Below are 22,895 nucleotides of genomic sequence, written 5' to 3'. Positions count from 1 at the left end.
CGCCATGCCTTTGGCCAGCCCTCGTTCGTTGTTTCTCCTCGCTTTCGTCGGTTGTCTGGTGCTGATGGGCGCAGCCCTCTACCTGGAACATGTGGTCGGTCTGGAGCCGTGCCCCCTGTGCGTGGTGCAGCGGGTCTGCGTGATCGGCTTTGGCCTGGTCTGCCTGCTCGCCGCCCTGCATGCGCCCGGGCGTACGGGCCGGCGTGTCTATGCCCTGGGGGCGCTACTCTTTGCCGCCGCCGGCGCGGCGACCGCCGGCCGGCAAATTTGGTTGCAGAGCGTGCCCGCGGATCAGTTGCCGGCCTGCTTGCCGAGCCTCGACTACATGATGGAAGCCCTGCCGTTTCAGGACATCGTACGCATGGTGCTGCATGGTTCGGCCGATTGCGCCGAGGTCAGCTGGACGCTGTTCGGCATGAGCATCCCGGAGTGGAGCCTGCTCGGTTTCGTCGCCATGTTGCTGTTTGGCGTATTCCAGTTGCTGCGTCGGGCCTGATCGTTACCGGGCCAGGCCGGCATTCTGAGCGAGCGCGTAATGCTCAAGCGCGTGCGCAGGGCGGCGTGGCGTCGCGATTGGGGTCAGGTCACCCGGCGTTTCTACAAGCCAAGCGCCGTGCGGGGCGCCGATTAAACGCTCGTATGAAATTTTCTCGGTCGTGCGCCTTGATGGCACCGGCCCGCGGGCATAATCTGGCCCGCATACACCGCCGGAAAGTTGCCATTGTGCGGCTGTCTTCCCAAGACCATGTACCGATTGACAAAAAACCGTCTCGGATCGGACGTATAACTAGAGATACCGATAAGGGAAGTGAGGTCATCATGCTCGAGAGTTGTCAGAACGCCCAGGAACGTTGGGGTGGAGTTCACCTGCTGATTGACCGCTGGTTGCAGGAGCGCCAAGAGCTGATCGGCGCTTATGCGGCAATTAGCGACTCCCCGCAGGCGCCCAGCGCCAATGCGCAGACCTTGCAGAGATTCTGCGAAATTCTGGTCGACTATGTGTCCGCCGGGCACTTCGAGGTCTACGAGCAGTTGACCAACGAAGCCAAAGCCTTCGGCGATCAGCGCGGCCTTGACCTGGCCAAGCAAATCTACCCGCGCATCGACGCGATCACCGAGGTCGCGCTGGCGTTCAACGACCGCTGTGACAATGGCGATTGCCGCGACAGCGTGTCGTTGGGTGAAGAGCTGAAGCGCTTGGGGCAATTGCTGCATGAGCGCTTCGAGTTGGAAGACTGCCTGATTGAAGTGCTGCACAACGCCCATCAGCAGCAGGCTGCTGCCCCCGCGCTCTAGCGGGCCGTTGAAAAATGTAGGCGAGGCAGCCGAGACAAGGCAAAAACGGCCGAAAAAGCGCAGTTTACGTGGTGTAAATGAGCATTTTGAGGCCGTTTTTAACGCCGTATCGGCAATGTAGGTAGTTTTGCAACGGCCTGCTAGCGGCTGGCAGCACGGCGATCAGTCACTGGTGTCGAGCAGCTCCAGTTCGAACACCAGTGGCGAATAGGGCGCTATCAGATCGCCCGCACCCTCGGCACCGTAGGCTTGCGCCGAGGGAATCACCAGGCGCCACTGCGCGCCCACGGGCATCTCCAGCAATGCGCTGCGCCATCCGGCGATCACGCTATCCAGGCGAAACCACTGGGCTGTCTGGCTTTCATCGAACTGGCTGCCGTCCGCCAACTGGCCGATATAACGCACCTGCACCCGGCCATTTGCGCTGGGCTTGCGACCTTGACCGGGGCGTAACTCCTGTAGCAGCACGCCGTGCTGCAATTCCCGCACACCTGGCTTGGCCTGCTCATTGGCGAGAAAGCGCGCCTCGGCGGCAATCGCGCGTTCGGCTTTTTCCGGTGCGACGGCGAGTTGCGCTTCATGTTCGGCGAGCAAGGTGTCGATACGCGCGGCATCCAATTGCAGAGGTTGATTGCGATAGGCCTGACGCAGGCCATCGAGCAAGGCTTGCAGCTCCAGATCCGGCACCTCCTCGCGCAGCCGTTCCCCCAGGCGCACGCCCAGACTGTAGGCCAGTTCCGTGGCGTGTTCCTGCGCGTGGGCGAGTGGTGCCAGCAGGCAAACCAGCAGTAATGAAAGACGAGGCATGGAGCGGCTCCAGGCGAAGGTGGCGGCGATTATGCCAGGCCTGGACGCCGACTCAATGCATGCACTGGCGACTGGCGAGGCTGGCGTCTAGTATGGGCTGCATCTCTACCCGCTAGGAGGCCCGTCATGTCGGCCACTAAGAACGCCAAGAAGAAATCGGTTAGTACCCCGCTGCACCTGCTCCAGCAACTTTCCAGCAGCCTGCTCGAACACCTGGAGAACGCCTGCTCGCAAGCGCTGATCGATGCCGAAAAATTACTCGCCAAGCTGGAGAAGCAGCGTGGCAGCGCCCAAGAAAAACTGCACAAGGCCCGCAGCAAACTGCAAGATGCGGCCGCCGCCGGTAAAGCCAAGGCGCAAGCCAAAGCCAAGGCCGTGGTGGGTGAATTGGAAGACCTGCTCGATACCCTGAAAACCCGGCAAACCGAGACCCGCAGCTATATTGTCGGGCTCAAGCGCGACGCTCAGGAAAGCCTGAAGCTGGCCCAAGGGGTGGGTAAGGTGAAGGAGGCCGCAAGCAAGGCGCTGAGCAGCCGCGAAGCCAAGCCGGCGTCGGTAAAACCGGCCGCCAAACCTGCTGTCAGCAAAGCGCCGGCAGCGAAAGCACCCGCCAAGGCAGCGGCCAGCAAGGCCCCAGTCAAGGCGGTCAGCAAGCCAGCCGCCAGCTCTGCGACAAAAAAAGCCGTGACACCGGCGGCCGCCAAGCCAGTGGCGAAAGCGCCAGCAAAACCCGCGACTAAACCGGCTGCCAAACCAGCGGCGAAAAAGCCAGCAAGCGCAGCGGCTAAGCCGGCGAGCAAAGCGCCCGCCAAGCCTGTTGCGAAGGCACCCAGCAAGCCCGCGGCGAAAAAACCGTTGGCAGCGGCCGGCAGCGCCAAACCGGCAGCCGCTAAACCTGCGGCAAATAAAGCGCCTGCGGCTAAAACCGCAAGCAAGCCCGTGGCCAAACCTGTGGTCAAAGCCGTTGCAAAACCGGTGGCGAAACCGGCCGTGAAGCCTGTGGCGAAACCCGCAGCGAAACCCGCGGCGAAAAAACCAGTAGCCGCCAAACCAGCCGCGCCCAAGCCTGTCGCCAGTGCTCCTGTCGCCGCGCCGGCGGCGGCGACGCCTGCCGGTAACGGCAGCACCCCACCCGCTACGTCCTAAAGTTGCAGGGCCGCGGCACGCAGTTGTTCCAGCGCGTCGCGGTCGGCTGCTGTATTCAGGGGCGTCAGAGCCTCCAGCCAGCAGTGCAGATCTTCTGCGGCCCGAGTCGGCCAGTGATCGCTCAGTGATGCCAGGCGCTGCAATTGCACGCGCTCAGCCGCCAGTTCCAGTTGTTTGACCTGCTCGCGCAGCGCGGCCAGGGCACTGTCGTCGTGGGCGGCCGTGCGCCATGCCTGGCGCACGTGCCGCAGAACACTCACCACCTCGCGTTGCCAGAACTGCGCGCCGTTGCGTAAGCACTCGGCCCGCTCGGCATTCCAGCTCACGCCGCGTCGGCCAAGCCAGGCGCCGCAGAGCAGCAGGCAAATATCCGCGCCCTGGCTTTGCAGGTGCAGGCACGCGGCTTCGACGCCGGGGCGTTGGTAGAGGTCTTCGGCGAAGCGCCACAGGTCAGAGGGCATAGTGCTTTCCAGGAATGCGGCGGGCGACTCTGATAGACTCCGCCGCCATTATGATTCGACTCCAAAACCTCACTTTACAGCGTGGCCCTCAGCGTCTGCTAGAAGACGCCGAGCTGACCCTGCATCCCGGCCAAAAAGCCGGTCTGATCGGCGCCAACGGCGCCGGCAAATCCAGCTTGTTCGCCTTGTTGCGCGGCGAGTTGAGCGCGGACGCGGGCGATTGTCTGATTCCCGCCGACTGGCGCATTGCCCACATGCGCCAGGAGATCGACGCCGTCGAGCGCCAGGCGGTGGACTATGTGCTCGATGGCGATGGGCAGTTGCGCAAGGTGCAAGCCGAGCTGCTGCTGGCCGAAGCCGCCCACGACGGCGCTGCGATTGCCCGCTTGCATACCGAGCTGGATAACCGCGACGGTTACAGTGCCGATGCCCGTGCGCGTAAATTGCTCGCCGGCCTGGGCTTCGACAGCGCGCAGATGGACCGCCGCGTCGGCGACTTCTCCGGCGGCTGGCGCATGCGCCTGAACCTGGCCCAGGCGCTGATGTGCCCGTCCGACCTGTTGCTGCTCGACGAGCCGACCAACCACTTGGACCTGGATGCGATCCTCTGGTTGGAAGGCTGGCTGCAGAGTTATCCGGGCACCTTGCTGCTGATCTCCCACGACCGGGATTTCCTCGATGCGGTGGTCGACCACGTCGCGCACGTCGAACAGCGCAAGTTGACTCTCTACCGCGGCGGCTACTCGGCCTTCGAGCGCGCCCGCGCCGAACGCCTGGCCCAGCAGCAGCAGGCGTACGAGAAGCAGCAGGCGCAACGTGCGCACATGGAAAAATACATTGCCCGCTTCAAGGCCCAGGCCACCAAGGCGCGCCAGGCGCAGAGCCGAATCAAGGCCCTGGAGCGCATGGAAGAGCTGTCCGCCGCGCATGTCGACTCGCCGTTCGACTTCAGCTTTCGCGAAGCCGACAAGATTTCCAGCCCGTTGCTCGACCTGAGCGAAGGGCGCCTCGGCTATGGCGACAAGGTGGTGCTCGAGCAGGTCAAGTTGCAGTTGACCCCGGGTGCGCGCCTGGGCTTGCTCGGGCCGAACGGCGCTGGCAAGTCGACCCTGATCAAGAACCTAGCCAATGAACTGCAACCGCTCGGCGGTCGTGTGCAGCGTGGCGAAAACCTGGTGGTCGGCTACTTCGCCCAGCACCAGCTCGATGCCCTCGACGACAAGGCCAGCCCGTTGCTGCACATGCAGCGCCTGGCGCCGAGCGAGCGCGAGCAGACCTTGCGGGATTTCCTCGGCGGTTTCGATTTTCGTGGCCCACGTTGCGACGAGCCGGTGCTGAATTTCTCCGGTGGCGAGAAAGCCCGCCTGGCGCTGGCCTTGATCGCCTGGGGCAAGCCCAACCTGCTGTTGCTCGATGAGCCGACCAACCACCTCGACCTGGAAATGCGCCTGGCGCTGACCATGGCCCTGCAAGATTTTTCCGGTGCAGTGGTAGTGGTCTCCCACGACCGGCATCTGCTGAAAAGCACCACCGACGAGTTTCTCCTGGTTGCCGAGGGCCGCGTGCTGCCGTTCGACGGCGACCTCGACGACTATGCACGCTGGCTGGTGGACTATCGCACGCGACAGGCGCCGGTCAGCGGTGGCGAGAGCAACCTCGACAAGACCGACAAGCGGGCCCAGCGCCAGGCCGCGGCGGTGTTGCGCCAGCAGCTGGCGCCGCACAAACGCGAAGCCGACAAGTTGGAAAAAGACCTCGGTCAGCTGCACGAAAAGCTCGCCAAGGTGGAAGCCCAGTTGGCTGACAGTGCGCTGTACGAGGCCGCGCGCAAGGACGAGTTGCGCGACCGACTGGCCGAGCAAGCCAGCCTGAAAAGTCGCGAGGCCGATCTGGAGGAGCGCTGGTTGCTCGCCCTGGAAACCCTCGAAGCCTTGCAGGCGGAACTGGAGGCTGCCAGTTGACTATCGAACTGCCCTCGTGGGACTGGTTGATCACCTACAGCGAGCTGCTGATCCGCGCGGGTCAGGTGGTGTTGATTCTGCTGTTGGGCTGGCTGCTGCAACGCTTTCTGGCGCGCGGCCTGACGCGTCTTGGCCAGCGCTACCCACAAGTCCCGCCGGAGCTGCTGATGCCGCTGCGCGGCGGCCTGCGCTGGTTGATCATGGGCAGCGCCTTCATGCTGGTGCTGGAGCGCCTGGGCGTTTCGGCAGAGGTGCTGTGGACGGCCCTGACCGGGTTCGTCGCGGTGGCGGCGATCGCCTTCTTCGCCATCTGGAGCGTACTCTCCAACCTGTTCTGTGCCCTGCTGATCCTGACCCTCACGCCATTTCGCATCGGCGACTGTGTCGAGGTCATCGAGAGTGCCGACAAGCCGGGCGTGCGTGGCCGGGTGTTGGCGATCAATTTGTTCTATACCACCCTGGAAGACCTCAGCGGCGATGCGCCAGGCACCTGGGTGCAGATTCCCAACAGTCTGTTTTTTCAAAAAGCCGTGCGCCGCTGGCGTAATGGCGAGTTACCAACCCCACGACCGACACTGCCCAAACACGAGAGTTAACCCACTATGGAATGGCTAGCCAACCCGGAACTATGGGTCGCATTTCTGACACTGACGGCCCTGGAAATCGTTCTCGGCATCGACAACATCATCTTCATTTCGATTCTCGTCAGTCGCCTGCCGAAGCATCAGCAGCCGCAGGCGCGCTTCTTCGGCTTGGCGTTGGCGATGGGCACGCGGATTCTCTTGCTGTTGTCGATCACCTGGGTCATGCGCCTGACCAGCGATCTGTTCCAGATGTTTGGCCAGGGTATTTCCGGGCGTGACCTGATTCTGTTCTTCGGCGGCCTGTTCCTGCTGTTCAAGAGCACCATGGAGATCTTCCACAGCCTGGAAGGCGCCGAGGAAGCCCATAAAGCCGGCGGCAAGACCTACGGCTTCATGGGCATCATCGTGCAGATCGCGATCATCGACATCGTCTTCTCGCTGGATTCGGTGATCACCGCGGTCGGCCTGGTTGACAACGTGCCGGTGATGGTCGCGGCCATCGTCATTTCGGTGATTGTGATGATGCTCTCGGCCAGCACCATCAGCGACTTCATCGACAAGCATCCGTCGCTGAAGATGCTCGCCCTGTCGTTCCTCATCGTGGTTGGCACCGTGTTGATCGCAGAAGCCTTCGAGGTGCATGTACCGAAGGGCTACGTCTACTTCGCCATGGCCTTCTCGCTGGCGGTGGAAGCGATCAATATCCGCTTGCGCGGCGCCATGGCGCGCAAGAAGGGCCAGGAGCCGGTGCACCTGCGCAAAGGTTCGCCGGACTGACCGACGAGGCTGGGCGCGTTACGCTGCCAGGGGTAGGCTGAAGACCTGCCCCGGGCTCTGTCGCCGTTAGCTGTTGATGCCGCTCAGCGTCTTGTGGGAGGCGTTTTAGTCGTGAGAGATGTGCAGTTTTCGCCGTTTTTCACCGCTAAATCCTCGCCCACAAAAGCCGGCCGCTCATGCAGCAGGTGTCATCGGCACATAGCCGTTATCAACCCGTATTGAGGTATCTGTCATGGTGCTTGAAACCTGGCTGGCGTTCTTCGTCGCCTGTTGGATCATCAGCCTGTCGCCGGGCGCCGGGGCTATCGCCTCGATGTCCGCCGGCCTGCAATACGGGTTTTGGCGCGGTTACTGGAACGCCCTCGGCTTGCAACTGGGGCTGGCCTTGCAGATCGCCATCGTCGCCGCCGGGGTCGGAGCGATTCTCGCGGCGTCGGCCTTGGCCTTCAGCCTGATCAAGTGGTTCGGCGTGGTCTACCTGGTGTATCTGGCCTACCGCCAGTGGCAGGCGCTGCCCAGCGACCTCAATGCCGATGCCGGGCAGCGTCCGCTGGGCCGTCCGTTGAGTTTGGTGCTGCGCGGGTTTCTGGTGAATTTCAGCAACCCCAAGGCCATCGTCTTCATGCTCGCGGTGCTGCCGCAGTTCCTCAACCCGCAGGCACCGCTGCTCGCGCAGTACCTGGTGATGGGCGTGACCATGATCTGCGTCGACCTGATCGTCATGGCCGGCTACACCGGCTTGGCCGCCCGGGTGTTGCGCGTGTTGCGCACGCCGCGTCAGCAGCGGGTGATGAACCGCAGCTTCGCCGTGTTGTTCGTCGGCGCCGCCGCTCTGCTGGCCACGGTGCGCCGCGCGCCGGCGTGACGCAGTCGACGCTGGGTGCGTGAACCGGTGCTGCGACAGCTGCATGGCGAGACCCTAGGCTACCCGCTTTGCCTTGTCGAGCCGCCGCATGCCGTCTTCTTCGATTCAATCTGCCCACTACGCCGACAGCCCCGATCTGGCCATCGCCGCCTTGCGCCACCCGCCACTGGAACAGGCGTTGGGCGCGGCTTGCGCCGAGTTGGCGATTGCCGAGGCTTACCTGGCCGCGTTGCGCGACCCGGCGATTGGCCCGCAACCGCGCCTGCTGTTGGCGGTAACGGCGGCCGGGGTGACGGCCCAACGGCGCCTGGCGGCGCTGGTCGCCGAATTGCTGCCGGATGAACTGGAGCTGGACTTGATCGAGCTGGCCGATGACAGCCTGTCGGCGGCCTTGCGCGAGCGTTGTACGCCGTTCTACCGGCGCTGATCACCAGGGAATGGCGGCGCCGTCCCAGGCCCAGAAGCTGCCGCTTGCCGCAGGGCCGTGACGTTCGATCTGCTCCAGCAGGCGCGCGGCGGCGAAATCCGCGGTGAACAGTTTGTCCGCTGGCACATTGGCCTGGAAGGGCTTCGACAACTGGGTGTCGGTGGTGCCAGGGTGCAGGGCGAGCACGCAGGCCTGCGGGTTGAGCCGCGCCAGTTCGATGCTGGCGGTGTGCAGCAACTGGTTCAGCGCGGCCTTGCTGGCACGGTAGCTGTACCAGCCGCCGAGGCGGTTGTCGCCAATCGAACCGACCCGCGCCGAGAGCGCCGCCACCGTGCAGGGATGGCGGCCGCGCAGCAGCGGCAGCAGGTGCTTGAGCAGTAGGATCGGCGCGAACGCGTTGACCTGAAAGGTCGCCAGCAAGCCTTGCAGGTCGAGCTGGGCCAGGCCTTTTTCCGCCTTTGATGCGCCGTCTTGCAGCACCCCGACGGTGCACAACAGCAGGTGCAGGCGCGGAACCGCCGCGCGCAGCTGGGTGGCCAGCTCGCTCAGCGCCTGTTCATCGCATACGTCCACATCCAGGCAGTGCAAGCGCTGACCATGCTGCGCGGCCAATGCCAGCAGTGCGGGTGCCTGGCTGGCCTGGCGGGCGATAGCCCAGACGCCGGCTACATCCGCGCGCGCCAGCAGTTGCGTGGTCAGCGCCAGGCCGATACCACGGCTGGCCCCACAGACCACGACATGGGCCGGTTCTTCCAGGCGTTGCCAAAAACTCATCGGGTCTCTCCTAGCGCATTGCGACAATCCGTCGCGGGCCTTGGTGGATCAAGGGTTGAGGAAAATCGTTAGGGAAGTAACAATCTAATGCCACACATTCGTATTTGGGATTAACTCCTATATGACTTCCGTATTGCGTTTCTTCAGTTGGTTGCTGCTGCCCGTATTGGCCGCGTGCAGCCTGACTGTCATGGCCGAGCCCATCGAGGGCGCGGCGCAAGCGTTGCACCTGCTCGGTTACCTGGGCGCCGACTACCCGGCCACTGTGGCCAATGGGCAAATCATCGACTCCGGCGAATACCGCGAGCAGCTGGAGTTCCTCACTGTACTGCAAGGCCTCATCGTTGCGCTGCCGGCGCGTAGCGAACAGGCCGAGCTGGAGCAGGGCGTGGCGACGTTGCGTCAGGGCATCGAGCAGCGCGTGGACGGTGGCCAGGTCGCCGCGCAGGCGCGCCAGTTGGCCACCACCCTGGCCACGGCCTATGGGGTCAGCCAGACCCCGGCCATCACTCCCGATCCCAGCCGTGGCGCGCCGCTGTTCGCCCAGCACTGCAGCGTCTGCCATGGCGCCAGCGGCGCCGGCGACGGTCCCGCGGGGATTGGCCTGGAGCCGCCGCCGGCCAACCTGCGCGAGCAGGCGCGGCTGGATAGGTTGAGCCTGTACGACCTGTTCAACAGCATCGGCTTGGGTATCGACGGCACCGATATGGCGGCCTTTGCCGACCAGCTCGATGAGCGCCAGCGCTGGGATCTGGCCAGTTATATCGCCGGCTTCAGCGCCGCGCCTGCGGCCAAGGGCAAGCCGTTCGCCATATCTGCGCTGGCCGGCATGACTCCGGCCGAGGTCGCTGCCGCGCAAGGCGAAACTGCCGCTGCGGTTTTCCGCGCCCAGCGTGCGCAGCCACCGGTGCAGCAGCGTGGCCCGCAGCAGATGATCGAACACATCCGCGCGACCCTGGAGCAGAGCCTGGCCGCTTACCGTGCCGGTGATCATGAGCAGGCCTATGACCTCTCCATCGGCGCCTATCTGGAAGGTTTCGAGCTAGTCGAAAGCGCCCTGGATAATCTCGACGCGGCGCAGCGCAAGACTACCGAGCGCGCGCTGATGGCTTACCGTCAGGCCTTGCAGGATGGTCTGTCGGTGCCTCAGGCGGCGCAGCGGCTGGAGCAGGCCAAGATCGAGCTGGCGATTTCTGCCGCCTTGCTCGACAGCGATGGTCTGTCGGACTCGCTGAGTTTCTTCTCCAGCCTGCTGATTCTGCTGCGCGAAGGGCTGGAGGCGATTCTGGTGCTGGCGGCGATCCTCGCCTTCCTGCGCAACACCGGCCAGCAGCAGGCGGTGCGCAGCGTGCATCTCGGCTGGGGCCTGGCGCTGCTGGCCGGGGTCGGCACCTGGGCGCTGGCGGCGTACCTGATCGACGTCAGCGGCGCCCAGCGCGAGCTACTCGAAGGGCTGACCGCGCTGTTCGCCAGCGTCATGGTGCTCTGGCTCGGCGTATGGATGCATGACCGGCGGCATGCGGCGGCCTGGCAGGATTACATCAAGAGCAGCCTGGTCGGCGGCGGCGGTCGTTTCGGCTTTGCCGTGCTGGCGTTCTTTTCGGTGTACCGCGAGCTGTTCGAGGTCATCCTGTTTTACGAAACCCTCTGGCTACAGGCTGGCCCGCAAGGCCATGGCATGGTCCTCGCCGGTGCGGCGGCGGCCCTGGTACTGCTGCTTGGTCTGGCCTGGGTGATTTTGCGCGGTTCACGCAAGCTGCCGCTGGCGACCTTCTTCGGGCTCAACGCTATGATGCTGTGCGTGCTCTCGGTGGTGTTCGCCGGTCATGGCGTGGCGGCCTTGCAGGAGGCTGGAGTGCTGGGTACGCGGCCGGTGACGTTCGTCGAGTTCGATTGGCTGGGCATTCATGATGATGCCTACAGCCTTGCGGCCCAGGCCACGGCGCTGGCGGCGATTGCCCTGCTGTATGGGCGCAGCTGGCTGGGCGGGCGGCAGCGGTTGACGGCCTGAGGACGTGGCAGGCGCCGGCATGGTTTAGCATGTCGGCTCGGTTGCCCATGGAGAGCGCTACGTGATGCGAGTCTGGATCGATGCCGATGCCTGCCCACGGGGCGCGCGGGATCAGGTGGTGAAATTCGCCCTCAAGCGCGGCTTCGAGGTGCTGTTGGTCGCCGGCCAGGCAGTGGCCCGGCCGAGCTTCGCCTGCGTGCGCCTGATCGTGGTGCCGAGCGGGCCGGATGCGGCGGACGATTACCTGGTCGAGCATGCGCTGCCCGGCGAGCTGGTGATCTGCAGCGATGTGCCGCTGGCCGACCGCCTGGTGAAGAAGGGCGTCGCCGCCCTCGATCCGCGCGGTCGCGAGTTCGACGAGCGCAACATGGGCGAGCGCCTCGCCGTGCGCAACCTGTTCACCGACCTGCGCGAGCAAGGCCAGGTCGGCGGCGGGCAGGCGCCCTACGGCGATAAGGATCGCCAGGCGTTCGCCAACTCGCTGGACCGTATCCTTACCCGTCTGAAAACCCTCGGCGCCTAGCCCGTAGTGCGATACCCATTAGCGATACCCGCATGGGTATCGCTGCGCTCAACCCATCCTACAAACTTCAGCGGCGAGTTGTTGAGGCTTGTCGCGGCTGAAGCCCCTCCCACGGTCGCTATCTCAGTGCATCTGCACTAACCACACAGGTAGGTGCCGGTGCCCACCGCCACCAGGGTGCCGTCGTCGCTGTGCAGTTCGCTGCGCACCACCGCCACCTTGTTGCCGGAGCGCAGCAGCACCGCGCTGGCGGTGAAGCGTTGTCCGCGTCCGGGGCGCAGGTAGTCGATGCGCAGGTCGATGGTGCCGAGCTTGGACAGCCGCGCCATGCGCTCGCTGCTGGACAGGTGCTGGTGCCGCTCGAAGGCGCCAATCAATGCCATGGCTCCGCCGGCGACGTCGAGCAGGGAAGAGATGACTCCACCATGCAGAATGCCGTGGACGAAGTTGCCGATCAGTTCGGGCTTCATCGGCAGGTGCATGGTCACCCGTTGCGGGCTCAGTTCATCGAGCTCGATGCCGAGCATCTGGTTGAACGGGATGCGCTGGAAGAAACTGCTCACCGCCTGTTGCAGCTCGGCGGTGAGTTCGAAGGGTTGGTTGGTCATCGCGGCGCGCCTGTGTGGTTTGCCACCACGCTGCCGCAGCGCGCGTTACTTGGCCAGAGGCGCGGCGGGTGTGCCGCGCGCATTGGCGGGTTCGCCGTAGCGCCGGCAGGCGCAGCCCGTTGCTTGTGGCGGCGCTTACTCGTGAGTCATTTCCAGAACCCGGTCGACCAGCTTGTTGATCCCCGACGCGGCCTGGCTGATCGACTGAGCGAGCATGTAGGCCGGGGTGCTGACCAGCTTGTGCGCGGCGTCTTCGACGATCTCGCTGACTTCGCAGTCGTGGTGCACTGCGCCCATCTGGGTGAGCGTCGCCGCGGTGTCGTGGTCGGTGCCGATGGTGCAGTTGACCCCCGCGCCGAAGATTCTTGCCGCCAGGGCCGGGGCGATGCAGATCAGTCCCACGGGTTTGCCGGCCTTGGCGAAACCCTGGGCGGCGTGCAGCACGTCGGGCTGCACCGTGCAGTTGGCGCCGCTGACGGCGAAGTCGGAAAGGTTTTTGGCCGCGCCGAAGCCGCCGGGCATGATCAGCGCATCGAAGTCGGCGGCATGCAGCTCGCGCACATCCTTGATATTGCCGCGGGCGATGCGCGCGGATTCGACCAGGACGTTGCGGCTTTCGTCGGTTTCATCGCCGCTGTAGTGGTCCACCACATGCAGCTGCGTCACGTTCGGCGCAAAGCACTGTACCTCGGCGCCGCGCTGGTCGAGGCGCAACAGGGTGATCACGCTTTCATGAATCTCCGCGCCGTCGTAAACACCGCAGCCGGAAAGAATCACCGCTACTTTTTTGTGCATCGCGTACTCCTGGTCATTGGGCTGGGCCGAGGTGGGCACGCAGGAAATGCCTGACCTGCTGTGCATCCTTGGCGAGTTGAGGTGGATCGCTGGCTAAATCGCTGGGGTGGGCGAACACATGATTCGCGTGCACGTACTGTTGCACTTGGACTGAGTACGGCGCCAGTTGTTGCATGGCGGCCAGGGATTGTCGGCAAACAGCCCCTGACCGGTTCAGGCAGCAACGCGGCGCGATACGATTAGGCGCCAGCGGGGTGAGTATCACGCTGCCAGCGAGCCAACGGAGAGGTCTGCGCATACTGTCGTCAAATGCCACTTAGGTTGTCATTGCGCGTCGCGAGAGGTGCGGACGCCAGGGGCTAGGATCCACTAGCAATCCTAGCCCCTGGCCTTGCACAACGATATGGCCCCGATATGAATTACATCCTGTATGCCGTGCCTTTTTTCTTTCTGTTGATCGCCTTGGAGCTGCTCGCCGACCGCTGGCGCGGCGTCAGCACTTATCGCCTGGCCGACGCGATCAACAGCCTGAGTGCCGGCGTGCTGTCGACCAGCGTGGGCTTGCTGACCAAGGCGGTCGGTCTGCTCACCTACACCCTGGCCTGGCAGCAGCTGGGGCTGTTCGAGTTGTCCGCCGACAGCCTGTGGGTGTGGGCGTTCGCATTCGTCTTCTACGACTTCTGCTACTACTGGAACCACCGCCTCGGGCATGAGCGCAACGTGCTGTGGGCGGCGCACTCGGTGCATCACCAGAGCGAGGACTACAACCTCTCCACCGCGCTGCGCCAGACCAGCACCGGCTTTCTCTTCGGCTGGATCTTCTACCTGCCGATGGCCGTGGCCGGCGTACCGCCGCTGGTGTTCCTGACGGTGGCGGCGCTGAACCTGCTGTATCAGTTCTGGGTACACACCCGGCACATCCCCAAGCTCGGCTGGTTCGAGTGGATCTTCATCAGCCCGTCCAACCACCGCGTGCACCATGCGCAGAACGCGGTGTACATGGATCGCAACTACGGCGGCGTGTTTATCCTTTGGGATCGTCTGTTCGGCACGTTCCAGGAGGAGCTGGACGAACAGCCGGTGATCTTCGGCGTGACCACGCCGCTGGCCAGCTGGAACCCGCTGTGGGCCAACGTGCAGTTCTACGTGGCGCTGTGGCATGACGCCGTGCGCGCCGAGTCCTGGTGGGACAAGCTGCGCATCTGGTTCATGCGCACCGGCTGGCGCCCGGCCGACGTGGCGGCCCAGTACCCGGCGCACAAGCCCGAGCTCAGCCAGTTCGTCAAATTCGAGGTGCCGTTGAGCCGCTACCGGCAGCTGTATGCCGCGGCGCAGTTCACCGTGTATGCGCTGGGCGGCAGTTACCTGCTGGCACGCGGCGCCGAGTTGCCGGTGGCGGCAGTGTGGCTGGGCTGCGTGTGGGTCGCGTTCGGTCTCTACAGCATCGGCATCTGGCTGGAGAATCGCGCCTGGGCCCCGCGGCTCGAAGCGGCGCGGCTGGCGGCCAACCTGCCGCTGTTTTGGCTGGCCGAGGCGTTGGGCGTATTCGGCGCGGGCTGGGTGTTGCTCGGCGTCTACAGCCTGCTCAGCGCTCTGGCGTTGCTGGCCGGCCGGCGCGCGGCCCAGGCCCTGGCGATGTGATTCACGGCGCCGCGCGGCGCAGGCGTCGGCGCAGCCAGAACCCGCCGCCGATCAGCAGCAAGGCCCCGAAGATGTACAGCTGGTAGCGGCGCACGTCGCCGAGGATAGTCTCCAGCGCCGCGCCGAGGTGATAGGCCGCCAAGCCCAGGCTGGTGGCCCAGACGGTGGCGCCGATGGCGTCGAGCAGCAGATAGCGGCGCCACGAATAGCCGGACAGGCCGATGGCCAAAGGCATCACGGTGCGCATGCCGTAGATGAAACGAAAGCCCAATACCCACAAGTCCGGGTGCCGCTGCAGGTGCCGTATGGCCTTGTCGCCCAGCGCTTGCCAGCGCGGCCGGCGGGCGAGAATACCGCGGCCATGGCGGCGCCCAAGGAAGTACCAGAGCTGGTCGCTGGCGTAAGTGCCACAGAAGGCGAACAGCAGCACCCATTCGATGCTCAGGTAACCGCGCAGCGCCAGGTATGCCGCCAGCAGCAGCGACATCTCGCCCTCGAGGAAGGTGCCCAGTACCAGGGCCGGGTAGCCGAATTGTTGCAGCAAATTCTCGAGCATGGCGCGGACCGAAGAAGAAGACGCTCAGCCTACTCCCTCGCGTTGTCGCGGAAAACTGCGCGCCGCTCGACGAACCGCCGGCGCGGTGGTCACAATATGGCCGAGCCGCCGAGCCGCCGAGCCGCCGAGTCACTGCGACGCGCCGTCGCAGTGACATATACGACTGTCATCAATTGGTCATAATGGCCGCTTATAACTGTCACACTCGCCCGTCTGTGCGGGCTTTGGAGTCTGCCGTGAGCTTTACCCCCGCCAATCGTCTGTTCCCCGCCACCCGCCTGCGGCGCAATCGCCGTGACGATTTCTCCCGGCGCCTGGTGCGCGAGCACCGTTTGAGCGTCGATGACCTGATCCTGCCGGTGTTCGTGCTCGACGGCGACAACCGCCGCGAAGCGATTGCCTCGATGCCCGGCGTCGAGCGTCTGTCCATCGACCTGCTGTTGCACGAGGCGGAGAAGTGGGTGGCCCTGGGCATTCCGGCGCTGGCCCTGTTCCCGGTCACGCCGCTGGACAAGAAATCCCTGGATGGCAGCGAAGCCTGGAACCCGGACGGCATCGCCCAGCGCGCGATCCGCGCCCTGCGCGCGAAATTCCCCGAATTGGGGGTGATCAGCGACGTGGCCCTCGACCCATTCACCACCCACGGTCAGGATGGCATCCTCGACGAGGATGGCTATGTGCAGAACGACATCACCGTCGATGCGCTGGTCAAGCAAGCGCTGTCGCATGCCGCCGCCGGTGCCCAGGTGGTGGCGCCGTCGGACATGATGGACGGCCGTATCCAGGCGATCCGCGAGGCGCTGGAGCTGGCCGATCACACCAACGTACGCATCATGGCCTACTCGGCCAAGTACGCCAGCGCCTACTACGGGCCGTTCCGCGATGCGGTCGGTTCGGCGGCGAATCTGGGCAAGGCCAACAAGGCCAGCTATCAGATGGACCCGGCCAATAGCGACGAAGCGCTGCACGAAGTGGCGGCGGACCTGGCCGAAGGCGCCGACATGGTGATGGTCAAGCCGGGCATGCCGTATCTGGACATTCTTTGTCGGGTCAAAGACGAATTTCGCGTGCCGACCTTTGTCTATCAAGTCAGTGGCGAGTACGCCATGCACATGGCGGCGATCCAGAATGGCTGGCTCAGCGAAGCGGTGATCCTCGAATCGCTGACTGCCTTCAAACGCGCCGGTGCCGATGGCATCCTCACTTATTTCGCCGTTCGCGCGGCAGAACTGTTACAGCCGGGACACTAGTCCGGCCAGGACGATCCAATGAATACCGAAGGACTCAGCAATAGCGAATTGCAGGCCGCCGAGCTGGTTGAACAGCCGGTCGCCGCCGATGTGGCGGTGGAAGCCCCGCCGCTCGTCGAGGTTCCCACGCCCGCGCCGCCGATGGTGGTGCCGAGCCTGGACGACAGCAGCCTGTACATCCACCGCGAGCTGTCGCAGCTGCAATTCAATATCCGCGTGCTGGAGCAGGCGCTGGATGAGTCCTATCCATTGCTGGAGCGGCTGAAGTTCCTGCTGATCTTCTCCAGCAACCTGGATGAGTTCTTCGAGATCCGCGTCGCTGGGCTGAAAAAGCAGATCACCTTCGCCCGCGAACAAGCCGGCGCCGACGGTTTGCAGCCGCACCAGGCGTTGGCACGGATTTCCGAGCTGGTGCATGAGCAGGTCAACCGCCAGTACGCGATCCTCAACGACACCCTGCTGCCGGCCCTGGAGAAACACCAGGTGCGTTTTATCCGCCGGCGTTTCTGGAACACCAAGCTGAAGGCCTGGGTGCGGCGTTACTTCCGCGACGAGATCGCGCCGATCATCACGCCGATCGGCCTCGATCCGACGCACCCGTTCCCCTTGCTGGTGAACAAGAGCCTGAACTTTATCGTCGAACTGGAGGGCATCGACGCCTTTGGCCGTGACTCCGGTTTGGCGATCATCCCGGCGCCGCGTCTGCTGCCGCGGATCATCAAGGTGCCGGAAGACGTCGGTGGCCCCGGCGACAACTACGTATTCCTCTCGTCGATGATCCACGCGCACGCCGACGACCTGTTTCAGGGCATGAAGGTCAAGGGCTGCTACCAGTTCCGCCTGACCCGTAACGCCGACCTGTCGGTGGACACCGAAGACGTCGAAGACCTGGCCCGCGCGCTGCGCGGCGAACTGTTCTCGCGGCGCTACGGCGATGCGGTGCGCCTGGAGGTGGTCGACACCTGTCCGGCGCACCTGAGCGGCTACCTGCTCAAGCAGTTCGGCCTGGCCGAGAGCGAGCTGTACAAGGTCAACGGCCCGGTCAACCTGACGCGTCTGTTCAGCATCACCGGCCTGGACAGCCACCCGGAGCTGCAATACACGCCGTTCACCCCGGTGATCCCCAAACTGCTGCAGAACAGCGACAACATCTTCAGCGTGATCAGCAAGCAGGACATCCTCCTGCTGCATCCGTTCGAGTCGTTCACCCCGGTCGTCGACCTGCTGCGCCAGGCGGCGAAAGACCCGCATGTGCTGGCGATCAAACAGACCCTGTACCGCAGCGGGGCCAACTCGGAGATCGTCGACGCCCTGGTGGAGGCGGCGCGCAACGGCAAGGAAGTCACCGCGGTGATCGAGCTGCGCGCGCGCTTCGACGAAGAATCCAACCTGCAACTGGCCAGCCGCCTGCAAGCGGCCGGTGCGGTGGTGATCTACGGCGTGGTCGGCTTCAAGACTCACGCCAAGATGATGCTGATCCTGCGCCGCGAAAGCGGCGAGATCGTCCGCTACGCGCACCTCGGCACCGGCAACTACCACGCCGGCAACGCCAAGCTTTACACCGACTACAGCCTGCTCACCGCCGATGTGGCGCTGGGTGAAGACGTGGCGAAGATGTTCAGCCAGTTGATCGGCATGGGCAAAACCCTGCGCATGAAGAAGCTCTTGCACGCGCCGTTCACCCTGAAGAAAACCCTGCTCGACATGATCACCCGGGAAACCCAGCTGGCCAGCGAAGGCAAGCCGGCGCACATCATGGCCAAGTTCAACTCGCTGACCGATCCGAAGATCATCCGCGCGCTGTACAAGGCCAGCCAGACCGGCGTGCGCATCGACCTGGTGGTGCGCGGCATGTGCTGCCTGCGTCCGGGGATTGCCGGGGTTTCGCACAATATTCAGGTGCGCTCGATCATCGGTCGCTTCCTCGAACACACGCGGGTGTTCTACTTCCTCAACGAAGGCGACGAGAAGATTTACCTGTCCAGCGCCGACTGGATGGAGCGCAACCTCGACAAGCGCGTCGAGACCGGCTTCCCGGTGGAAGGCAAGAAGCTGATCCTGCGGGTGAAGAAGGAACTGGAGGCTTATCTGACCGACAACACCCAGAGCTGGGTGTTGCAGCCGGACGGTCGCTACCTGCGCAGCAGCCCGACCGGTAACCAGAACCCGCGCAGCGCCCAGGCCGGGCTGCTGGATAAGTTGACCGCGCCGCTGGTCAGCGCACGCTGAGGTCGATGCCGATGCGCTTGAGCCAGTCCGCTTCCTGAGTGAAATCCGCTTGGGTCAGCGGGTTGGCGGCCAGCCAGCCCTGCGGGAACTGGATTTCCAGGCTTTGCCCGGCGGCTTGCAGATGCACCGTGGGCATTTGCTGGCTGCCGCGAATGTGGTGGAACAGGATGGCGAAGCGCAGCAGCACGCACAGGCGGATCAGCTTGATCGCCTCGTCGCCGAACTCGGCGAGTTTTTCCTTGGGGATATTGCGCCGGTGGCCGCGCACCAGCAGGGCCAGCATCTGCTGGTCCAGGCGCGAGAACCCGGCTAGGTCGGAGTGCTCGACCAGGTAGGCGCCGTGCTTGTGGTATTGGTAGTGGGCGATGTCCAGGCCCAGCTCGTGCACCCGCGCGGCCCAGATCAGCAGCTCGCGGTGCCAGTCGTCGCCCAGCCCCCAATCGTCGGCAACTTGTTCCAGGGCCTCCAGCGCCTTGCTTTCGACCCGTGCCGCTTGCTCCAGATCGACGTGGTAGCGCTCCATCAGCGCGCTCAAGGTGCGCTCGCGCACGTCCTCGTGGTGGTGCCGGCCGAGCAGGTCGTAGAGCACGCCTTCGCGCAATGCGCCTTCGGAGTGGGTCATGCGGCTGATTTCGCAGGCGTCGAAAATCGCTTCGAGAATCGCCAGGCCGGCCGGGAAGATCGCCCGGCGATCCGGCTTGATGCCGTCGAGGTCGAGTTTTTCCACCTCGCCGAGCTTGAACAGTTTGCGCTTCAGCCAGGCCAGCCCTTCCGGGTTGACCTCGCCGCTGCCCAGGCCCGCGGCCTGGATGGTCAGGCCGATGGCCTTGATCGTGCCGGAGGCGCCCACCGCATCCTGCCAGCCGAGGCGGCGCAGGGCGTGTTCGATGCCCATGATTTCCAGGCGCGCCGCGGTGTAGGCCTGGGCGTAGCGCGCCGGGGTGATTTTGCCGTCGCGGAAAAAGCGCTGGGTGAAGCTGACGCAGCCCATTTGCAGGCTTTCGCGCAACAGCGGTTCGAAGCGCTGGCCAATGATGAATTCGGTACTGCCGCCGCCGATGTCGGTGACCAGGCGCTTACCCGGGGTGTCGGCGATGCTGTGGGACACGCCGAGGTAGATCAGGCGCGCTTCTTCGCGGCCGGAGATGACCTCCACCGGATGGCCGAGGACTTCTTCGGCGCGGCGGATGAATTCGCCGCGGTTGCGCGCCTCGCGCAAGGCGTTGGTGCCGACGATGCGCACCGCGCCTTCCGGCAGGCTGGCGGTCAGTTGGGCGAAGCGGCGCAGGCAGTCGAGGCCGCGCTGCATGGCTTCTTCGCTGAGCAGGCGCTGCTCGTCGATACCGGCCGCCAATTGCACTTTGTCGCCCAGTCGTTCGAGGATGCGAATCTCGCCGTGATCGGCCTTGGCCAGCACCATGTGGAAGCTGTTGGAGCCCAGGTCGATGGCTGCAATCAAGGGAAATGACTCGGCAGGGGTATGCGGCATGGCGGCAGTGTCTCGATCTATAACCGCGCCATCGTGCCACGATAGGTCGAGCGCGCCAACGCATACTGATGTCGCAGTGCCCTGCGGCGTACGCTGAAAATCGCTGCGTCGCGGCATGCCGCTGGTTAGAAATCGACCCGCAAAGGCTGGCGCAATAGCTGCTCATCGCAGTTGTGGCCGCTGCCGCCGCGATCGACCACGACGAAGCGCCCCGGTCGCTCCAGGCATAGCAAGGGATGGTGCCAGGTGCCGGCGGCGTAGTTGACGCCTTGTTCGGGCGTGCTGATAAACGCGCGGATTGCCCGTTCGTCGAGTTCGCCGGGCGGCGCCACGACGATCAGCATGCGCGCGCCGTCCACCGGGTAGAACGCCTGACTGCCCAGCGGGTGACGTTCGAGCAGGTTGAGCGAGATGGGCGAGTGCCAGGCCTGGCCGTCGAACAGGTTGAACAGCACGCGCGCGGCGCTGCCGAGCGCCTCGATCCGCGCCAGGTCGTGAAAGCGCGTGGTGGTCCCGGCATTGATCGCCAGCGGTGTGGCGCCGGCGCCTTCCAGCACCTCGCCGAACGGCGCGAAGGCCTCGCGGGTCAGCGGCGCGACGCGCAGTGGCCGGGTGTTCGTCAGCGTTTGCGGCATGCTCACAGGTTGACCGAGCCGATAAAGTTGCGCAGCTCCTGGGTCTGCGGTTCGGCGAACAGCACCTTGGGATCGCCGACTTCATGCACCTTGCCCTGGTGCATGAACACCAGTTTGTCGCCGACTTCGCGGGCGAAGCGCATTTCGTGGGTGACCATGATCAGGGTCATGCCTTCGCTGGCCAGTTGCTTGACCACCGCCAGCACCTCGCTGACCAGTTCCGGGTCGAGCGCCGAGGTAATCTCGTCGCACAGCAGCACCTTGGGCGACATCGCCAGGGCGCGGGCAATCGCCACGCGCTGTTGCTGACCGCCGGACAAACGCTCCGGGTAGGCGTCGAACTTCTCGCCCAGGCCGACCCGTTCAAGCATCTGCCGCGCCAGCTGTTGCGCCTCGTCGCGGGGCAGCTTCTTCACCACCTGCGGCGCCAGCATGATGTTCTCGCCCACGCTCAAGTGCGGGAACAGGTTGAACTGCTGGAACACCATGCCGACCTTCTGCCGCAGGCTGCGTAAGTCGGCCCGCGCGGCGTCGAGGTAATCGCCGTCGACTTCGATGACCCCGTCGTTGACCGATTCCAGGCCATTGAGGGTGCGCAACAGGGTGCTCTTACCCGAGCCGCTGCGGCCGATGATGGCGACCACTTCGCCTTCTGCGACGCTCAGGTCGATGCCCTTGAGCACGTGGTTGTCGCCGTAGTACTTGTGTAGGGCGGTGACGTTAAGCAGTGACATTCAGCCTCCTTTCCAGGCGGTGTGCGGCAAACGACAAGGGGTAGCAGAGCAGGAAGTAACCCAGCGCGACGAAGCCGTAGACCATGAACGGCTCGAAGGTGGCGTTGGCCAGCATGCCGCCGGTCTTGGTCAGTTCGGTGAAACCGATGATCGAGGTCACCGCAGTGCCTTTCACCACTTGCACCGAGAAGCCCACGGTGGGTGCCACGGCGATACGCAGCGCCTGCGGCAGCACCACGTGGCGCAGCACTTCGAGGCGGGTCATGGCCAGGCTGTGCGAGGCTTCCCATTGGCCGCGCGGGATCGACTCGACGCAGCCGCGCCAGATCTCGGCGAGAAAGGCGCTGGTGAACAGGGTCAGGGCGATGGCGGCGGCCAGCCAGGGCGATACGTCGATACCGAGCAGGGCGATGCCGAAGAACACCATGAACAGTTGCATCAGCAGCGGGGTGCCCTGGAACAGTTCAATGTAACCGCGCGCCAGGACGCGCGGCGCCGTCAGTGGGGCGATGCGCGCCAGCAGCACCAGCAGCCCGGCGATCCCGCCGCAGACGAAGGCCACCAGCGACAGCAGCAGGGTCCACTGCAAACCGACCAGCAGGTTGCGCAGGATGTCCCAGAGGGTGAAGTCCATCAGCGAGCCCCGACGATATAACGGCGGCCGATCCAGGCCAGTAGCTGGCGGATCAGGATCGCCATGGCCAGGTACAGCAGGGTGGTGACCAGGTAGGTCTCGAAGGCGCGGAAGTTGCGCGACTGGATAAAGTTGGCGGCGAACGACAGCTCCTCGGTGGAGATCTGCGAGCACACCGCCGAGCCGAGCATGACGATGATGATCTGGCTCGACAGCGCCGGCCAGACCTTGGCCAGCGCGGGGCGCAGGACCACATGGCGGAAGCTCTCGAAGCGGTTCAGCGCCAGCGCCGCCGCGGCTTCCAGCTGGCCATGGGGGATCGCCTGAATGCCGGCGCGGATGATCTCGGTGGAGTAGGCGCCGAGGTTGATCACCATCGCCAGCACCGCGGCTTCCCACTCGTTCATCCGCACCCCCAGGGCCGGCAGGCCGAAGAAGATGAAGAATAACTGGACGATGAACGGGGTGTTGCGGATCAGCTCCACGTAGAGCCCGAACACCCGGTTGAAGGGCTTGATCTGCCAGGCGCGCAGCACTGCGCCGACAATCCCCAGGCCGACCCCGAGCAGGGTGCCGACCGCGGTCAGGCCGAGGGTGAACAGCGCGCCTTGCAGCAGCAGGTCGGCGTTGTGCAGCACCGGGATAAAGTCGAACTGATACGCCATGGCTCAAGCCTCCATCAGCGGCTGGCG

24 protein-coding genes are annotated in these 22,895 nt (G+C 64.6%); 13 read left to right on the top strand and 11 right to left on the bottom strand.

Annotated features, from left to right (window positions below; all coding sequences use genetic code 11):
* Window positions 1-4 precede the first annotated feature (4 nt).
* Together B3M58_RS05580 and rsd are read left to right on the top strand one after the other, a co-directional pair.
* Complete coding sequence (locus B3M58_RS05580; RefSeq protein WP_296217575.1) at window positions 5-496, top strand: disulfide bond formation protein B; 492 nt, start codon at window positions 5-7, stop codon at window positions 494-496.
* A gap of 323 nt (window positions 497-819) precedes the next feature.
* Entirely contained in the window at window positions 820-1,296 is a 477-nt protein-coding gene (gene rsd / locus B3M58_RS05575) for a sigma D regulator (RefSeq protein WP_296217574.1), read from the top strand.
* A 162-nt stretch (window positions 1,297-1,458) separates the two neighbouring features.
* Here the strand turns inward: rsd and B3M58_RS05570 are convergent, their stop codons facing one another.
* The gene (locus tag B3M58_RS05570; protein ID WP_296217573.1) at window positions 1,459-2,103 is read right to left on the bottom strand and encodes an FKBP-type peptidyl-prolyl cis-trans isomerase; all 645 of its coding nucleotides are present in this window, start codon (window positions 2,101-2,103) and stop codon (window positions 1,459-1,461) included.
* 126 nt (window positions 2,104-2,229) lie between these two features.
* Here B3M58_RS05570 and B3M58_RS05565 point away from each other — a divergent pair, with 126 nt between their 5' ends.
* Window positions 2,230-3,249, top strand: a complete 1,020-nt coding sequence (locus B3M58_RS05565) for an AlgP family protein (protein ID WP_296217572.1) — start codon at window positions 2,230-2,232, stop codon at window positions 3,247-3,249.
* Here the strand turns inward: B3M58_RS05565 and B3M58_RS05560 are convergent.
* Window positions 3,246-3,710 carry a TIGR02444 family protein gene (locus B3M58_RS05560; RefSeq protein WP_296217571.1) on the bottom strand — a complete coding sequence of 155 codons (465 nt, stop codon included), beginning with the start codon at window positions 3,708-3,710 and terminating at the stop codon, window positions 3,246-3,248. The genes B3M58_RS05565 and B3M58_RS05560 overlap by 4 nt on opposite strands.
* A 50-nt stretch (window positions 3,711-3,760) precedes the next feature.
* Between B3M58_RS05560 and B3M58_RS05555 the strand changes: the two genes are divergently transcribed.
* From B3M58_RS05555 to B3M58_RS05535, 5 genes are all read left to right on the top strand, one after another.
* Window positions 3,761-5,671, top strand: coding sequence for an ATP-binding cassette domain-containing protein (locus B3M58_RS05555; RefSeq protein WP_296217570.1), 1,911 nt, complete (start codon window positions 3,761-3,763; stop codon window positions 5,669-5,671).
* Between the two features lie 2 nt (window positions 5,672-5,673).
* Complete coding sequence (locus tag B3M58_RS05550; RefSeq protein ID WP_414704051.1) at window positions 5,674-6,267, top strand: mechanosensitive ion channel domain-containing protein; 594 nt, start codon at window positions 5,674-5,676, stop codon at window positions 6,265-6,267.
* A gap of 6 nt (window positions 6,268-6,273) precedes the next feature.
* Window positions 6,274-7,032, top strand: coding sequence for a TerC family protein (locus B3M58_RS05545; protein ID WP_296217569.1), 759 nt, complete (start codon window positions 6,274-6,276; stop codon window positions 7,030-7,032).
* Between the two features lie 232 nt (window positions 7,033-7,264).
* Window positions 7,265-7,897 (top strand): LysE family transporter, encoded by a 633-nt coding sequence (locus tag B3M58_RS05540; RefSeq protein ID WP_296217568.1) that lies wholly within the window; start codon window positions 7,265-7,267, stop codon window positions 7,895-7,897.
* Between the two features lie 88 nt (window positions 7,898-7,985).
* The gene (locus tag B3M58_RS05535) at window positions 7,986-8,324 is read left to right on the top strand and encodes an enhanced serine sensitivity protein SseB C-terminal domain-containing protein (protein ID WP_296217567.1); all 339 of its coding nucleotides are present in this window, start codon (window positions 7,986-7,988) and stop codon (window positions 8,322-8,324) included.
* On the opposite strand, the gene B3M58_RS05530 is transcribed toward B3M58_RS05535, so the two are convergent.
* Window positions 8,325-9,098: an SDR family NAD(P)-dependent oxidoreductase gene (locus tag B3M58_RS05530; RefSeq protein ID WP_296217566.1), complete on the bottom strand. Its 774-nt coding sequence runs from the start codon at window positions 9,096-9,098 to the stop codon at window positions 8,325-8,327. It lies immediately after the preceding gene.
* Window positions 9,099-9,219: 121 nt separating this feature from the next.
* Here B3M58_RS05530 and B3M58_RS05525 point away from each other — a divergent pair, with 121 nt between their 5' ends.
* Both B3M58_RS05525 and B3M58_RS05520 read left to right on the top strand, forming a co-directional pair.
* Window positions 9,220-11,109, top strand: coding sequence for a cytochrome c/FTR1 family iron permease (locus B3M58_RS05525; protein WP_296217564.1), 1,890 nt, complete (start codon window positions 9,220-9,222; stop codon window positions 11,107-11,109).
* 64 nt (window positions 11,110-11,173) lie between these two features.
* Window positions 11,174-11,632, top strand: a complete 459-nt coding sequence (locus tag B3M58_RS05520; RefSeq protein ID WP_296217614.1) for a YaiI/YqxD family protein — start codon at window positions 11,174-11,176, stop codon at window positions 11,630-11,632.
* 137 nt (window positions 11,633-11,769) lie between these two features.
* Here B3M58_RS05520 and B3M58_RS05515 read toward each other — a convergent pair whose 3' ends face one another.
* Window positions 11,770-12,240, bottom strand: a complete 471-nt coding sequence (locus B3M58_RS05515; RefSeq protein ID WP_296217563.1) for a thioesterase family protein — start codon at window positions 12,238-12,240, stop codon at window positions 11,770-11,772.
* A gap of 135 nt (window positions 12,241-12,375) precedes the next feature.
* Window positions 12,376-13,035, bottom strand: a complete 660-nt coding sequence (gene elbB, locus B3M58_RS05510; RefSeq protein WP_296217562.1) for an isoprenoid biosynthesis glyoxalase ElbB — start codon at window positions 13,033-13,035, stop codon at window positions 12,376-12,378.
* A gap of 414 nt (window positions 13,036-13,449) precedes the next feature.
* Here elbB and B3M58_RS05505 point away from each other — a divergent pair, with 414 nt between their 5' ends.
* Window positions 13,450-14,676 (top strand): sterol desaturase family protein, encoded by a 1,227-nt coding sequence (locus B3M58_RS05505; protein ID WP_296217561.1) that lies wholly within the window; start codon window positions 13,450-13,452, stop codon window positions 14,674-14,676.
* 1 nt (window position 14,677) lies between these two features.
* Here B3M58_RS05505 and B3M58_RS05500 read toward each other — a convergent pair whose 3' ends face one another.
* A complete protein-coding gene (locus B3M58_RS05500; protein WP_296217560.1) occupies window positions 14,678-15,232 on the bottom strand; it encodes a DedA family protein in 555 nt (184 codons plus the stop codon).
* Window positions 15,233-15,468: 236 nt separating this feature from the next.
* Here B3M58_RS05500 and hemB point away from each other — a divergent pair, with 236 nt between their 5' ends.
* Together hemB and ppk1 are read left to right on the top strand one after the other, a co-directional pair.
* Entirely contained in the window at window positions 15,469-16,482 is a 1,014-nt protein-coding gene (hemB, locus tag B3M58_RS05495) for a porphobilinogen synthase (RefSeq protein WP_296217559.1), read from the top strand.
* 18 nt (window positions 16,483-16,500) lie between these two features.
* Window positions 16,501-18,711 (top strand): polyphosphate kinase 1, encoded by a 2,211-nt coding sequence (ppk1, locus tag B3M58_RS05490; protein ID WP_296217558.1) that lies wholly within the window; start codon window positions 16,501-16,503, stop codon window positions 18,709-18,711.
* Here the strand turns inward: ppk1 and ppx are convergent.
* The 5 genes from ppx to B3M58_RS05465 all read right to left on the bottom strand — a co-directional run bounded on the left by ppx (window position 18,698) and on the right by B3M58_RS05465 (window position 22,868).
* On the bottom strand, window positions 18,698-20,200 hold the full coding sequence (ppx, locus tag B3M58_RS05485; protein WP_296217556.1) for an exopolyphosphatase: 1,503 nt from the start codon (window positions 20,198-20,200) through the stop codon (window positions 18,698-18,700). The genes ppk1 and ppx overlap by 14 nt on opposite strands.
* A gap of 125 nt (window positions 20,201-20,325) precedes the next feature.
* A complete protein-coding gene (locus tag B3M58_RS05480) occupies window positions 20,326-20,835 on the bottom strand; it encodes an ureidoglycolate lyase (RefSeq protein WP_296217613.1) in 510 nt (169 codons plus the stop codon).
* A 2-nt stretch (window positions 20,836-20,837) separates the two neighbouring features.
* A complete protein-coding gene (locus tag B3M58_RS05475) occupies window positions 20,838-21,569 on the bottom strand; it encodes an amino acid ABC transporter ATP-binding protein (protein ID WP_296217555.1) in 732 nt (243 codons plus the stop codon).
* The gene (locus B3M58_RS05470; RefSeq protein ID WP_296217612.1) at window positions 21,556-22,206 is read right to left on the bottom strand and encodes an amino acid ABC transporter permease; all 651 of its coding nucleotides are present in this window, start codon (window positions 22,204-22,206) and stop codon (window positions 21,556-21,558) included. Before B3M58_RS05470 ends, B3M58_RS05475 begins: the two co-directional genes overlap by 14 nt.
* Window positions 22,203-22,868, bottom strand: coding sequence for an amino acid ABC transporter permease (locus B3M58_RS05465; RefSeq protein WP_296217554.1), 666 nt, complete (start codon window positions 22,866-22,868; stop codon window positions 22,203-22,205). Before B3M58_RS05465 ends, B3M58_RS05470 begins: the two co-directional genes overlap by 4 nt.
* Window positions 22,869-22,895 lie beyond the last annotated feature (27 nt).

It is taken from the genome of Pseudomonas sp. UBA2684 (assembly GCA_002354655.1).
In the GTDB taxonomy this organism is placed as follows: domain Bacteria; phylum Pseudomonadota; class Gammaproteobacteria; order Pseudomonadales; family Pseudomonadaceae; genus Aquipseudomonas.
The sequence above is the reverse complement of the archived record's forward strand: the minus strand, read 5'-3'. Positions and strand labels throughout refer to the sequence as shown.

Bases quoted from the DNA above. Each gene is read 5' to 3' on its own strand.
- B3M58_RS05535 (WP_296217567.1), top strand. From the start codon at position 7,986: ATGCCGTCTTCTTCGATTCAATCTGCCCACTACGCCGACAGCCCCGAT.
- rsd (WP_296217574.1), top strand. From the start codon at position 820: ATGCTCGAGAGTTGTCAGAACGCCCAGGAACGTTGGGGTGGAGTTCAC.
- B3M58_RS05555 (WP_296217570.1), top strand. From the start codon at position 3,761: ATGATTCGACTCCAAAACCTCACTTTACAGCGTGGCCCTCAGCGTCTG.
- B3M58_RS05480 (WP_296217613.1), bottom strand. From the start codon at position 20,835: ATGCCGCAAACGCTGACGAACACCCGGCCACTGCGCGTCGCGCCGCTG.
- B3M58_RS05465 (WP_296217554.1), bottom strand. From the start codon at position 22,868: ATGGCGTATCAGTTCGACTTTATCCCGGTGCTGCACAACGCCGACCTG.
- B3M58_RS05570 (WP_296217573.1), bottom strand. From the start codon at position 2,103: ATGCCTCGTCTTTCATTACTGCTGGTTTGCCTGCTGGCACCACTCGCC.
- B3M58_RS05505 (WP_296217561.1), top strand. From the start codon at position 13,450: ATGAATTACATCCTGTATGCCGTGCCTTTTTTCTTTCTGTTGATCGCC.
- B3M58_RS05565 (WP_296217572.1), top strand. From the start codon at position 2,230: ATGTCGGCCACTAAGAACGCCAAGAAGAAATCGGTTAGTACCCCGCTG.
- ppx (WP_296217556.1), bottom strand. From the start codon at position 20,200: ATGCCGCATACCCCTGCCGAGTCATTTCCCTTGATTGCAGCCATCGAC.
- B3M58_RS05475 (WP_296217555.1), bottom strand. From the start codon at position 21,569: ATGTCACTGCTTAACGTCACCGCCCTACACAAGTACTACGGCGACAAC.
- elbB (WP_296217562.1), bottom strand. From the start codon at position 13,035: ATGCACAAAAAAGTAGCGGTGATTCTTTCCGGCTGCGGTGTTTACGAC.
- ppk1 (WP_296217558.1), top strand. From the start codon at position 16,501: ATGAATACCGAAGGACTCAGCAATAGCGAATTGCAGGCCGCCGAGCTG.
- B3M58_RS05500 (WP_296217560.1), bottom strand. From the start codon at position 15,232: ATGCTCGAGAATTTGCTGCAACAATTCGGCTACCCGGCCCTGGTACTG.
- B3M58_RS05520 (WP_296217614.1), top strand. From the start codon at position 11,174: ATGCGAGTCTGGATCGATGCCGATGCCTGCCCACGGGGCGCGCGGGAT.
- B3M58_RS05540 (WP_296217568.1), top strand. From the start codon at position 7,265: ATGGTGCTTGAAACCTGGCTGGCGTTCTTCGTCGCCTGTTGGATCATC.
- B3M58_RS05580 (WP_296217575.1), top strand. From the start codon at position 5: ATGCCTTTGGCCAGCCCTCGTTCGTTGTTTCTCCTCGCTTTCGTCGGT.
- B3M58_RS05515 (WP_296217563.1), bottom strand. From the start codon at position 12,240: ATGACCAACCAACCCTTCGAACTCACCGCCGAGCTGCAACAGGCGGTG.
- B3M58_RS05545 (WP_296217569.1), top strand. From the start codon at position 6,274: ATGGAATGGCTAGCCAACCCGGAACTATGGGTCGCATTTCTGACACTG.
- B3M58_RS05530 (WP_296217566.1), bottom strand. From the start codon at position 9,098: ATGAGTTTTTGGCAACGCCTGGAAGAACCGGCCCATGTCGTGGTCTGT.
- B3M58_RS05525 (WP_296217564.1), top strand. From the start codon at position 9,220: ATGACTTCCGTATTGCGTTTCTTCAGTTGGTTGCTGCTGCCCGTATTG.
- B3M58_RS05560 (WP_296217571.1), bottom strand. From the start codon at position 3,710: ATGCCCTCTGACCTGTGGCGCTTCGCCGAAGACCTCTACCAACGCCCC.